This window comes from Leucobacter edaphi (genome assembly GCF_016522535.1).
Lineage (GTDB): Bacteria > Actinomycetota > Actinomycetes > Actinomycetales > Microbacteriaceae > Leucobacter > Leucobacter edaphi.
Map to the genome: position 1 here is coordinate 636,414 of NZ_JAEHOI010000002.1, position 11,768 is coordinate 648,181.

Below are 11,768 nucleotides of genomic sequence, written 5' to 3' on the forward strand. Positions count from 1 at the left end.
CGTTATCTCCCCTCGGTGGCGGCGTCCCCAGCGGGGGCGGCCGCTCCGGCCGGCTCATCCACCAGCGCTCCGGGAGCGTGGACCGCGGCGCCCAGCGCCCCCTGGTGCGGCAGGCCGGAGAGCAGGCACAGCAGCTCCGACCAGGCCTCGGCGTGCGCCGCGAAATCGGAGCCGAGCGGCGTCCACGAAGCGCGAAGCTCGATCTGGGCGGCATCGCCCTGGGCCTCGAGCGTTCCGAATCCGCTCGACAGGGTCTTCGTCGCCGTCCCGGACAGGTAGGTGTACTCGGCACCGCGCGCCTCGAGCGCATCGACGAGCCAGGACCACGCCACATCGGAAATGAACGGGTCGACCCCGATCTCAACCTCGAGCGGGGCCTGCGCGAAACACACCACGCGGAACGGCGATCCCCACTCCTGCGCCGAATCAGGATCGTGCATGAGCACGAAGCGGCCGGCACCGTCCGCGGAGTCAACGCTGCCCTCAACGACTTCGGCGCGCCGCGGGCCGCGCATCACGCCGGCGGCGAGGGCGATCGAATCGGGTGCGATTCGCTCAGGGGCGGGGATTTCCTGCACGACAAGCTCGCTGCGCAGACGCGCTTCGCGAATCTGGTCCGCCGCAGCGGAGAACTCGGCGGGCCGCCCCGCGATCCTTGCCATCACACGGGGAACACTAGAGTTTTCTGTGAGGGATCAGCGCATGCCACGCCGGAAAGACGCGGAACCCGCGAGAGGAGACTCACCCATGAGCGAGGAAATGAAGAAGCTCGGGCGCATTCTGGGCATCGGAGCGGGGCTCGGTGCCGGCGTCTTCGCGATCGGGGCGGGCGCAGCCGCTCTCGGCGGGCTGGCGCTCGCCCGTCGCAGCGTGACTCCCGAGGACGAGGCGGAGGAGCTCGTGTCGCTCGTGTCGCTCGAGCGGGACGAGTCCGGTCTCATCGCCCGATTTCGCGGGCCCTCTGCCGACGTCCCCGGCCGGACCTCGTTCCTCTTCGATCGCGGGCGCGGCAATGTCCAGTTGAGCGAGGCGATTCTGCCCGACGACGGACCGGGAGTCGCACGCCGGATCGTCGCGGCAGCGGGCACCGAGCTGCACCCCGGACGCACCGGGCGGCTCACCGGGTGGTGGTACCTGGCGCCCGAGGACCTCGGCTTCCGCACGGAGCGCATCGAATACGAGACCGAGCTCGGGCCCGCGACCGCGTGGATCGTGCACCCGAAGCGCGCGAAGCGCGGGCGCTGGGCCGTCCATGTGCACGGCCGTGGCGCCGAGCCAGCCGAGGTGCTGCGCGGAGTACGGCCCGCCGTGAACGCCGGCATCACGAGCCTCGTGATCAGCTACCGCAACGATCGGGGCGCCCCCAGGGGCGTCGAGGGCCGCTACGGCATGGGGCTGTCGGAATCGCGCGATGTCGACGCCGCGATCGCGGAGGCGCTGCGTCGCGGCGCCGATCGAGTCACGCTGTTTGGCTGGTCGATGGGCGGCACGGCGAGCCTGCTCGCGGCCACGATCGGCGAGCATCGCGACCGGATCGACGGGGTGATCCTCGACTCACCCGGCGTCGACTGGGAGTCCCTGCTCCGGCATCACGCCGGGGTCGCCCGGGCGCCCAAGGTACTGACGGACATCGGGATCGGCCTCCTCGAGCGCGGTCTCGTCAGAGGAGGAGAACCCGGCGGGATCAAGTTCGAGCGGTTGACGCCCGAGGCGTTCGCCGAGAACCTCCGGGTGCCCGTGCTCCTGCACGCGAGCCGGGGGGACACCTACGTCCCGAGCACCGGCGCCGAGCGCCTCGCCGCGCTCGCGCCGGATCGGGTGCAGCTCAACCTCGTCGACGAGGGCGAGCACGTCCGGATCTGGAACATGGATCCCGAGGCGTGGGAGTCCCGCACGGAGCTGTTTGCCCGCTCGCTTCCCAAGGTCGGCTGGCGCGGCTGATCCGACTACACTGGCAACGATGTCCACAGACCAGCAGCACAGTTCCGCCCGCCTCGTTGACCGGTCTCCGGCGTTCTCAGGGGCGGAGCTCGTCTCCTCCCTCGTCCCGCCGCCGCAGTTCGATCACGCGACCTTCGAGTCGTATCGGCCGGACCCCGACTATCCCTCCCAGGAGGAGGCCCGAGAGCTGCTGCGCTTCTTTGCCGCGCCCGAGGCCCCCGCGGTCCGCAACGGGTTCTTCGGCTTCGGCCGCAAGAAGCCGGCCGAGGCGAAGCCCGCGGGCACCACGAAGCCCGGCATCTACCTCGACGGCGGCTTCGGCGTCGGCAAGACCCACCTCCTCGCGGCCACCTGGCACGCGACGAAGGGCCGCAAGTACTTCGGCACGTTCATCGAGTACACGGCGCTCGTTGGGGCGCTCGGCTACGCCGGAGCTCTCGGCGTGCTGCAGGGGGCGAAGCTCATCTGCATCGACGAGTTCGAGCTCGACGATCCGGGCGACACGATGCTCATGACCCGCCTGATCGGGGATTTGACCTCGTCCGGCACGAAGATCGTCGCGACGTCGAACACCCCGCCGAACGCGCTCGGCGAGGGCCGCTTCGCCGCGGCCGACTTCCTGCGCGAGATCCAGGCGATGTCGGATCGCTTCCTCACGATCCGGATCGACGGCGTCGATTACCGCCAGCGCGACATCACCGGCGACGCGATCGCGCTCTCGGACGATGCCTACCGCTTCGCCCTCGCCGACGTCGCGGCCTCGGGGGAGCGGATGACCGACGACGACTTCTCCGAGCTCGTCGCGCATCTCGCCTCCGTGCACCCGTCGAGCTACCAGGGACTCCTCGACGGCGTGCAGTGCATCGGCCTGCGCGACGTGCACGAACTCACCGATCAGTCCGCCGCGCTGCGCTTCGTCGCGTTCATCGACCGCGTCTACGACGCCCAGATCCCGATCCGGGCCACGGGCATCCCGCTGACCTCGATCTTCGGCGGCGGCATGCTCGACGGCGGCTACCGCAAGAAGTATCTGCGCTGCATCTCCCGCCTGAACGCGCTGACGTCGAGCGAGATCGAGCGATGAGTTCCCCGGGCGGCGGCTGGGGCGAGTTCTTCCGCTCGTTCCTGCAGGCGTTTTTGCGCTCGGCGTCGAAGCGATCCGGAGCCGATCGCCCGCAGGCTCCGGCCCGGCCGTCCTCGCGCACGACCTCGTCGCGGCCGAAGCCGCGCGGAGCGGAGCCCTCGGGCGGGACGCGCGCGCCGCGCCCCGGATCGGGCACCAACGCTGCAACGGGGCCCCGTCCGGCAGCGGGGGAGCCGAGCCCCGGCCAGTTCGGCTCGGGAGCGACGCGCGACCTGACCGCGCAGGAGGCGCGCGGCCTGCACTCCAGCTACAGCCCGAACGCGGACGGCGATCCCGATCCGGGCGAGGTCGTCTGGACCTGGGTTCCGTACGTCGAGAACGACGGGCGCGGCAAGGATCGGCCCGTGCTCATCATCGCGCGCCTCGATGACGGCGCCACAGCCGGCTGCTACCTCAGCACGAAGTTCCATCGCGGGTTCGTGTCCGTGGGAACGGGCGGCTGGGACTCCGAGGGGCGCGAGAGCTTCCTCTCCCCGGAACGCCTGCTCCGCGTCACCGCCGAGGGCATGCGGCGGGAGGGACACGTCCTGGACCGCGAGGTGTTCGAGCGCGCCGTAGCCGTCGTCAGCCGCGAGTACGGGTTCACCGTCTCGTAGGGTTCAGGGGTTCGGCATCCCCGGGGCTCAGCATCCCAGGGACTCCGTCTCCCCGCGCCCCTGCGGGGCAGGGCCGGCGCCACCGTGCCCGCCCTGCGCGCGTCAGTGGACGATGCAGAACGGGTGCCCGGCGGGGTCGAGAAACACCCTGAACCCGTCGTGGGACTCCACGAATCGCGCTCCCGCTTCGAGGAGCGCCTGTTCCGCGTGGTCGAAATCCTCGACGGCGATGTCGAGGTGCAACTGCTGGTCACCAGAGTCGCCCGGCCACTCCGGAGGTTCGTGCCCGGGGACCTGCTGGAAGGACACGAGCGGCCCGCCGCCATCGATTTTCAGGTCGATCCAGTCGCCGTCCGGATCCTTGTCGATCGTTCCGCCAAGGATCACCCGGTAGAACTCCGCGAGGTGCTGGGGGTCGCGGCAGTCGAGCACCACCGCTGAGAGTTTGCCGATCATTGTGCACTCCTTCGTACGCCGGGCATTCCGGGGGAGCGGCGTCGCACCTGACTCCCGATACCCGCGTTCCGAGTCTGGCACGTGCCCGCCCGTACCGCCATAACTTCAACAGGTTGATCTCCTGCGGCCTCGCCCCTACGGCGCCCAGGCCCTCCTGCCAGGCGATTCCAAAAATTCACGCAGATTCCCCGGCCACAGGCATTTACCGGGGCGGATGCCGCGCGCCATAATGGGGTCGATGCGCTGAAAGGGTCGGCGCTCGGAGGAAGGAGCTCACATGGGCATTGAAGATCTGGGCAAGAAGGCCGGCGATTTCGCGCGCGAGAACGCGGACAAGGCAAACGAGGCGCTCCACAGCGAGCAGGCCGAGGGCATCAGCGACCGCATTCTCGACGGCGCCGCCGACCTCGCCAACAAGGTGACGGGCGGCAAGTTTGCTGACCGCGTCGAGGAGACCCGCGCCAACCTCGACAAGCAGGTCGGCAACGAGTAGGTCACTCGTCCACGAACGGCGTCTTCCTCCGGGAGGGCGCCGTTTTCGTTTGCCTCGAGGGATTGAGCCCGCGGAGGACATCGGGGCGCGTTGGCCCGCGGGGGACGTCGGGGGCGCGTTGGCCCGCGGGGGACGTCGGGGGCGCCTGAGCCCGCACAGGCCGCCGGGCCCGCTCCGGGCTCCGTCGGTCAGCTTCCCGTCGAGCCTGCGACGGCCTCCACTTCGAGCCTGAACCGCGGATCGATGAGCGCTGACACGTGAACGAGGGTGCTCGCGGGCTTCGGATCGGGCAGCCGCTCCGCGATCACCTCGCGCAGTACCGGGAGATCTGCCAGGTCCGTGAGGAAATAGCTGAGCTTCACCACGGCGGAGAGGGACTCGCCGTTGGCAGCGAGCACGTCGGTGATCCGGTCCAGGACCGCGTTGGCCTGGGCACGGAAATCGTCGCCGACGAACTGTCCATGGGCGTCCACGGGGATCTGCCCGGACACGAAGATCAGGGCGCCGCTCGCGGTCCGAGAGGGGCTGTAGATCGGGTTGGTGCTCATGGGGGTGCTCTCCGTTACGGGGCGATCTTGGTTCGACTCAGCATAGTGAGCCGGGGGGAGAGAACGCACCGCGTTCTCCGATCCCCGCGGGTCACCGGTACGACCCACAAAACGAGGAAAGCCCCGGCGTTGCCGGGGCCTTTTCGTGCGTAATACTGGGATCGAACCAGCGCGGGAATCATGAGGGAGAACGCAAAGCGTTCTCCGATTCCCGCGGGTCACCGGTTCGACCCACAAAACGACGAAAGCCCCGGCGTTGCCGGGGCTTCTTCGTGCGCGATACTGGGATCGAACCAGCGCGGGAATCTCAGGGAGAACGCACCGCGTTCTCCGATTCCCGCGGGTCACCGGTTCGATCCTCGAAACGAGAAAAGCCCTGGCGTTGCCGGGGCTGTTTCGTGCGCGATACTGGGATCGAACCAGCGCGGGAATCATGAGGGAGAACGCAAAGCATTCTCCGATCCCCGCGGGTCACCGGTTCGACCCTCGAAACGACGAAAGCCCCGGCAGAGCCGGGGCTTTTTCGTGCGCGATACTGGGATCGAACCAGTGACCTCTTCCGTGTCAGGGAAGCGCGCTACCGCTGCGCCAATCGCGCCTGTGTGTTCAGGCTTATTCAATTTTCAGCGAGGTGGCGACGGGATTCGAACCCGTGTATACGGCTTTGCAGGCCGCTGCCTCGCCTCTCGGCCACGCCACCGTAGTGGTTGCCACCACAAAAGTGATTGGATTGCTCCAATCACTTGGAGCGGATGACGAGACTCGAACTCGCGACCCTCACCTTGGCAAGGTGATGCGCTACCAACTGCGCTACATCCGCATGTTCACGTTGCCGTGTACCTGAATGACTATAGGGGAGGTTTTGGGTGCGGTGCAAATCGGGCCGCGTCGCCCGGGCGCGCCGGTTACGAATGGGTTGAGTTTTCGCGGATTTCGCCGCGCGAGGAGGTCGCGAGGGGCCCGTACGAATAGGCTGATCACATGTCGGTATCCGCACGCAAGGTCGCGAAGCGCGTGTTCGCGGCGTGCGTGATGATTGGCTTGGTCGCCGGCGTCGTTCTCGGGTTGACTTACCGGCAGGAGATTCAGGATTCCTTTGCGTCGATCGGGTACAACCCGTCTGCGCGGGAATCGCAGTTGATGACGGATCTCGATCTGACGCCCACCGGGCAGCGCATCTTCAAGGCGTCGCATCCCACGGTCGATGGGAGCCAGCACTTTTCGGAGCAGTGCGCCGAGGTGGATCATTCCGAGCAGGGCCACGTCCTCGGGTGTTTTTCGGACCGACGCATTCACCTGTTCGACGTGAAGGACGAGCGGGTGAGCGGCGTGGTCGAGGTGACCGCGGCCCACGAGCTGCTGCACGCGGCGTACACGCGTCTGGGCGAGGGGGATCGTCTCGCGCTCGCGGAGAAGCTGCGCCGCGAGTACCAGAAGCGGGCAGCGCGCGACCCCGAGCTCAAGGAGCGCATGTCGGTGTACGAGCACCTCTCCGACGCGGCCTTTGCGAACGAGCTGCACTCGGTTTTCGGGACCGAGGTTCGCGCGCTTCCGGAGTGGCTTGAAAAGCACTACGCGGAGTGGTTCGAAGACCGCGGGAAGATCGTGGCCTGCTTCGAGAAGTACCACTCCGTGTTCACGGACCTGCAGAGCGAGGCCGCGTCGTTGCGGAAGGACATGGAGTCCCTGCGGAACGACATCGAGAACCGCAAGGCGCAGTATGACGCCGATGTGAAGTCGTACAACGATGCGACCGCTGATCTGAACGCGAGAAATCAGCGCAAGGAGTTCGCGAAGAACCCTCAGAAGTTCAATCAGATCAGGAACGGGCTGGCGGAGGATCGGGCGGATCTCGAGGACCGCATGGCGGCGCTGAAGGTCGACATCGACCGCTACAACTCGATGCGCGAGCGCCTGGTGGCGCTGAGCGAGCTGAGCGCCGAGTTGGAGGACCAGCTGGACAGCACACTCGCCCCGATCTCGACACGCCCGGACTCCTAGCGACGATTTCCCGCCGGACGCGGGGAAGTGGGGCGGGGGCGCACCGGCGCGTTCGCTTCGTGTATGATCGTTCAGGTTGGCAGGATCCAAGATCCGCAGCGGGCGATTGGCGCAGTTGGTAGCGCGCTTCCTTCACACGGAAGAGGTCATCAGTTCGAGTCTGGTATCGCCCACAGAGAAAAACCCCCGGTCATGCCGGGGGTTTTGTGTGAGACAGCATGAGGCGCGAGCGGGGCTGCCCCGGGAGCAGATCGTCCCGTCACCCGTCAGCGCGTTCGGCCTCATTTCGCGTTGCAGCCCGATGGGGCATCGCCAGTGCGATGCATCGAAGCGCAAGCTCCGCGGCGTCGATTTCACCGGGTTCTCTCGCGGCCCAGGTTTCTACCGCGATCCGGGCGCTGGAGACTACGGCCGCGGCCAACAGCCGGAGTTCTACGTTGTCATCGGGGCCATCGGCTCGATTGCGCAGCGCGCCGCAGAGGTCGTTCTCGGCGCTGTGGAGGCTTCCCAGCCAGATCGCCTTCAGCTGAGGATCAGTTTCCATGACCCGGAGGAGGTTCCGGATCCATTCGGCTTCTGGGCTCCGTCGAGAGACTTCTGACTCGTTGATTGCGGCCGCCACGGCGAGCCGGATTGCCGTTCCCAGTTCGACCTCCGGCGCAATTGCAGAGAGTGCACTCGCGAGCATCTGGCTTCCATCGTCCAGCGCGGGAGCGATGGCGGACTGCTTGGAATCGAAGTAGGAGTAGAAGGTTCTCAGCGCGACGCCGCTTTCCTCGGCGATCTGGGCGACCGTTGTCTGCTGCACGCCCTGTTCCGAGAAAAGGCGAGCCGCAACCCGAGCAATATGGCGGCGGGTAGCGATCTGTCGTTGCTCAGTGAGGCTTGGAGAAGGCATTCCGCAATGTTACTGTTTGCTTGTCGTGCATGGTTTGCACAACGTGCAGTTCATTCCAACGAAAGGATCAGCAGTGAAGCTCGAAGGAAAGACCGCAATCGTTACCGGGAGCGCGCGCGGTATCGGCGGGGCGATTGCCCGCGCCTATCAGCGCGAGGGCGCCAACGTTGTGTACGTCGACCGACCCGGTCAGTTCTCGCAGGAAGCGACCGACTCGAGCATTCTCGTCGAGGCTGATCTGATGGATCCGGGCAGCGCCGTCGTCGTCGTCGAGAAAGCACTCGGCGCGTTTGGTGGAATCGACGTCCTCGTCAATTGCGCGCAGGCGTCCACGCAGAAGCTCTTCATTGAGACAGCGCAGGAGGACTGGGATCTGGCGTTCGGAACTGGGCTCTGGGCTACCGTTCGTCTCATGCAGGAGGCGTATCCAGCCTTGAAGGCCGCGCACGGATCCGTCATCAACTTCGCTTCGGGAGCGGGCATCACCGGTCAGGTCACGCAGGCGGCCTACGGCGCGAACAAGGAAGCCATTCGAGGACTCAGCCGGGTGACTGCGAACGAGTGGGCGGCCGACGGAATCAGGGTCAACGTCATGTCCCCGTTTGCACTGTCCGAGGGAGTCGAGGCGTACTTCGCCGCGAACCCGGAAGCCGGTCAGGCCGCCGCCGCCAAGACGCCGCTCGGACGCGTTGGCGATCTCGACCGGGATATCGCGCCGGTTGCCGTGTTCCTCGCCTCAGACGATTCGCGTTATATGACGGGCCAGACGCTCATGGTCGACGGGGGCCAGGTGATGCTCCGCTGAGCCGGGTCAAGCGCCGGGCGCGCCGAGCACGGGGCCTCCCAGGAGTACCGGAAGCCGCCAGCACGGCACTGGGCATCCGGTGCAGGCGATCCCTCCGAGTTTGCCGACCACACCCTCACAAAGCCCAGATCAGGTAGCCTGTTACGGGTTGGAGGTGACGGTCATGGAGAAGCGCTGGGCGGCGATCAAGCTCACTGCGGTGCTGCTGTATCTGGGCGTGCTGCCGCTGACTCCCGATCTTCCGCTTCCGTTCGCCTTCGCGCTGTTGGCGCTCGCCCTGCTCGCCGCAACGCCGGTCATTGCGGATTTCGCGCGCAGCCTGTCACAGCGGCACGTCACTCGCGTGCAGCCGTCGACGGCCGGGCCTGCGACGCCAGTCGCTTGGCCGCCGCTCCGCCCGGTCGCCCCGGGTACGCGGGGGACGGTGCGCTCCCGTGCCCCGTCCGGGATGCTGGCTGTCCACGGCTGAACGCTCGATCGCGCGCGCTGGTGTGCGCTGAGCGCGAGGCGCATCGTCGTGGATGGCATCGACCAGTTCAGCATGCCCGCACGCAACCAGAGGCGACCTGTGCACTCCAGAAATTTCCCGACGAACCATTCTTTCCATTCCGGCACCGGGGACCCGCGGGGCACCGCGGTCCCTGCGCGTGAATCACCACCGCTCATGAGCGTGAACGCGGTGAGCGTGGGGGTCGACGACGCCCTCCTGCTCCCCGCGACGACGTTCCAGGCGGGGCCGGGCCAGATCGTGGCGTTGCGCGGCGAGAACGGCTCGGGGAAGACGACACTCCTGCGCGTCCTGACCGGTCGCGCGAGACCAACGGCCGGCACGGTCCAGGTGTGCGGCGGTCCCGTGAACGAGCGCGATCCCGCGTTCCGGCGCAGGGTGGCGACCATGATCGGTTTGCCGCCGATGGCGTCTGATCTGACGGTGTTCGATCATGTCGCGCTCGTGTCCTCGACCTGGGAGCAGGACCCCGGATCAGTGGAATCGGCGGCTCGCAGCGTGCTCACCGAGTTCGATCTCGTCGCGTTGTCGACGCGGTATCCGCACGAGCTTTCCTCCGGACAAACCCAGCTGTTCGGTCTTGCGCTCGCGTTCGTTCGTCCCTTCGACGTGCTCCTCCTCGACGAGCCCGAACAGCGTCTCGATCCGGAGCGGACCGAGTTGCTCGCGCGTGCGATGCTGGATCGACGGGCGAGCGGGGCGACGATCGTCGCGGCGACGCACAGCGACCGCCTCGCGGACCGCACCGCCGACCGCACGCTCACACTCGAGGCACGGTCATGAGCGCGTCGGGGCTCTCGACTGCGCGAGGCATCTGGCGGAGACGACGTGAGCGCTCCGGGGGTGACCGGGCCTACGCGTCCTACGCTTGCCTGCTCATCGCGCTCATCGTCGTCTTGCCGCTGGGTCGCGCGCTGTGGATCGCGGCGAGCGGCCCGAGCGGGATCGCGGTGCTGACCGCCGGGAACGCTCCCTCCGCGGTGTCTGCGTTCGTCGCCGCACTCTGGGGAGCGGCGCTGGTGGTGGGACGAAAACGAGGTCCGGCGCTCCTCCCGCCGTTTCTGCTTCACGCGCTGACGAGCAGCGGCCTCCGCCGAGCTGTCACCCTCCGCCGGCCGTTGCTCCTCTCAGCGACGGGCGTTGTTGCAGCGTGTGCCGGCAGCGCAGCGCTCATCGGGGGAGCCGTGTTGAGCGGTGGCCATGCGGGCATTGGGATGGTATTGGCCTTCGTGGCCGCGGGGGTCGCTGCCGGTGTCGTGTCGACGGTGCTGTGGCTGCTCGGGCAGGTCTTCCCGCACGTTGCTCTCCCTTTGGCGCTGGCCGTGTGGGGGCTCGCGGCGCTATGTCTGTCGATGCCGCAGATGCTCGCGTTCACGCCGTGGGGGTGGGCTGGGGCGAGTTACCCGCTTCCCGGCTCGGACCCGCGCTCAGTGGCGGGATTGACGGTGCTGGCCGCGGCCTCGATCGGCGTGGCTCCGGCGCTGCTCGATCGACTCACCGGGGCGCAGCTCGGGAGGCAGGCAGCGCAGTGGGAGCGGGCCGCAGTGTTTTCGTTCTCCCTCGACGTCCGCGCGGCGGCGTCCGTGTACGAGGACGAGCCCCGGGTCGGGCGGAAGCTTCGTGCAGTCTGGCCGAGCCGGCACCTGTGGATCACGTTTTTTCTCCGCGACACGGTTGGACAGGCTCGGACACCCACCCGGCTTCTGGGGGCGGTCGCGGCGATGATCACTGCCGGATCCGCGATGACGCTCTCACTCCTGCCTGGCGCCCCGGGCACGTTTCTGGCGGGCATCGCGGGGATCGTGGTCTACGGCGGGGCCGGCCCGCTCGCCAAGGGGCTCCTGCACGCCGCGAGCGTGGCGGGTGATTCCCCGTTGTACGGCATCAGCGACCGGCGCCTCGTGCTCCTGCACGCGCTCTTTCCGCTCGTGGCGCTGATCGTCCTGCTCTCGACGTCCGCTGCTCTGCTCGCGCACGCGATTGGCGCGCCCCTCGGGGCCGCGATCTTCGCGGCGGTCGTGGCCGGTGTTCTCGCGCTGGCGCTCCGGCTCGCGAGCGCCCTGAAGGGACCGCTCCCTCCGAGCCTGCTCACGCCCATCAGCTCCCCGGCTGGCGACCCCAGCATCCTCTTGCAGCTGGGCTGGGCACTCAGCGATCCGTTGATCGCGATCGCCGGAGCGCTGACCGTCTCCCTGCTTCCCGTGACGCCAGTCCCACTCGGGAGCCTCGTGGTCTGGGTTGCGGGACTTATCCTGCTCCGATGGAAGAACCGTCGCTGAGTCGGGCGGCAGTGGGGTGCGCGGCTCGCGTGATCACGGTTCACGTCGCTTGCGTCATCCGTCTCCCGCGGTGCGCGGCCCTTGACTCCGCCCTTGGGT

General features: G+C 67.8%; 13 protein-coding genes and 4 tRNA genes. 10 read left to right on the forward strand and 7 right to left on the reverse strand.

From position 1 onward, the window contains the following. Nucleotides 1-2: 2 nt before the first annotated feature. On the reverse strand, nucleotides 3-662 hold the full coding sequence (locus tag JD292_RS04250; protein WP_200131575.1) for a DUF3000 domain-containing protein: 660 nt from the start codon (nucleotides 660-662) through the stop codon (nucleotides 3-5). A gap of 85 nt (nucleotides 663-747) precedes the next feature. On the opposite strand from JD292_RS04250, the gene JD292_RS04255 reads away from it, so the two are divergent. The 3 genes from JD292_RS04255 to JD292_RS04265 are packed head-to-tail and all read left to right on the forward strand — an operon-like array spanning nucleotide 748 to nucleotide 3,681. Next, nucleotides 748-1,941, forward strand: coding sequence for an alpha/beta hydrolase family protein (locus JD292_RS04255; protein WP_233613277.1), 1,194 nt, complete (start codon nucleotides 748-750; stop codon nucleotides 1,939-1,941). Between the two features lie 19 nt (nucleotides 1,942-1,960). Continuing rightward, a complete protein-coding gene (gene zapE / locus JD292_RS04260) occupies nucleotides 1,961-3,025 on the forward strand; it encodes a cell division protein ZapE (RefSeq protein WP_200131457.1) in 1,065 nt (354 codons plus the stop codon). Next, a complete protein-coding gene (locus JD292_RS04265; RefSeq protein WP_200131458.1) occupies nucleotides 3,022-3,681 on the forward strand; it encodes a hypothetical protein in 660 nt (219 codons plus the stop codon). The genes zapE and JD292_RS04265 overlap by 4 nt, the downstream gene beginning before the upstream one ends. Nucleotides 3,682-3,783: 102 nt before the next feature. Here JD292_RS04265 and JD292_RS04270 read toward each other — a convergent pair whose 3' ends face one another. Further along, the gene (locus tag JD292_RS04270; protein ID WP_200131459.1) at nucleotides 3,784-4,137 is read right to left on the reverse strand and encodes a VOC family protein; all 354 of its coding nucleotides are present in this window, start codon (nucleotides 4,135-4,137) and stop codon (nucleotides 3,784-3,786) included. 277 nt (nucleotides 4,138-4,414) lie between these two features. Between JD292_RS04270 and JD292_RS04275 the strand changes: the two genes are divergently transcribed. Then, nucleotides 4,415-4,630: an Rv0909 family putative TA system antitoxin gene (locus JD292_RS04275; protein WP_200131460.1), complete on the forward strand. Its 216-nt coding sequence runs from the start codon at nucleotides 4,415-4,417 to the stop codon at nucleotides 4,628-4,630. Nucleotides 4,631-4,818: 188 nt separating this feature from the next. Here JD292_RS04275 and JD292_RS04280 read toward each other — a convergent pair whose 3' ends face one another. The 4 genes from JD292_RS04280 to JD292_RS04295 all read right to left on the reverse strand — a co-directional run bounded on the left by JD292_RS04280 (nucleotide 4,819) and on the right by JD292_RS04295 (nucleotide 5,998). Next, nucleotides 4,819-5,178, reverse strand: a complete 360-nt coding sequence (locus tag JD292_RS04280) for a RidA family protein (RefSeq protein ID WP_200131461.1) — start codon at nucleotides 5,176-5,178, stop codon at nucleotides 4,819-4,821. Nucleotides 5,179-5,704: 526 nt separating this feature from the next. Beyond that, nucleotides 5,705-5,776 (reverse strand) — tRNA-Val (locus JD292_RS04285). A 31-nt stretch (nucleotides 5,777-5,807) separates the two neighbouring features. Next, nucleotides 5,808-5,878 (reverse strand) — tRNA-Cys (locus JD292_RS04290). A 44-nt stretch (nucleotides 5,879-5,922) separates the two neighbouring features. Then, nucleotides 5,923-5,998: transfer RNA gene (locus JD292_RS04295), tRNA-Gly, on the reverse strand. Between the two features lie 161 nt (nucleotides 5,999-6,159). Between JD292_RS04295 and JD292_RS04300 the strand changes: the two genes are divergently transcribed. Together JD292_RS04300 and JD292_RS04305 are read left to right on the forward strand one after the other, a co-directional pair. Next, nucleotides 6,160-7,179 (forward strand): hypothetical protein, encoded by a 1,020-nt coding sequence (locus tag JD292_RS04300; protein WP_200131462.1) that lies wholly within the window; start codon nucleotides 6,160-6,162, stop codon nucleotides 7,177-7,179. A gap of 100 nt (nucleotides 7,180-7,279) precedes the next feature. After that, nucleotides 7,280-7,352: transfer RNA gene (locus JD292_RS04305), tRNA-Val, on the forward strand. Nucleotides 7,353-7,438: 86 nt separating this feature from the next. Here JD292_RS04305 and JD292_RS04310 read toward each other — a convergent pair. After that, nucleotides 7,439-8,077, reverse strand: a complete 639-nt coding sequence (locus JD292_RS04310) for a TetR/AcrR family transcriptional regulator (protein ID WP_200131463.1) — start codon at nucleotides 8,075-8,077, stop codon at nucleotides 7,439-7,441. 73 nt (nucleotides 8,078-8,150) lie between these two features. On the opposite strand from JD292_RS04310, the gene JD292_RS04315 reads away from it, so the two are divergent. From JD292_RS04315 to JD292_RS04330, 4 genes are all read left to right on the forward strand, one after another. Next, complete coding sequence (locus JD292_RS04315) at nucleotides 8,151-8,882, forward strand: SDR family NAD(P)-dependent oxidoreductase (protein WP_200131464.1); 732 nt, start codon at nucleotides 8,151-8,153, stop codon at nucleotides 8,880-8,882. Between the two features lie 163 nt (nucleotides 8,883-9,045). Beyond that, a complete protein-coding gene (locus JD292_RS04320) occupies nucleotides 9,046-9,351 on the forward strand; it encodes a hypothetical protein (protein ID WP_200131465.1) in 306 nt (101 codons plus the stop codon). Nucleotides 9,352-9,546: 195 nt separating this feature from the next. Then, nucleotides 9,547-10,173, forward strand: coding sequence for an ABC transporter ATP-binding protein (locus JD292_RS04325; protein WP_200131466.1), 627 nt, complete (start codon nucleotides 9,547-9,549; stop codon nucleotides 10,171-10,173). Continuing rightward, complete coding sequence (locus JD292_RS04330; RefSeq protein WP_200131467.1) at nucleotides 10,170-11,669, forward strand: hypothetical protein; 1,500 nt, start codon at nucleotides 10,170-10,172, stop codon at nucleotides 11,667-11,669. The genes JD292_RS04325 and JD292_RS04330 overlap by 4 nt, the downstream gene beginning before the upstream one ends. Nucleotides 11,670-11,768: the final 99 nt, after the last annotated feature.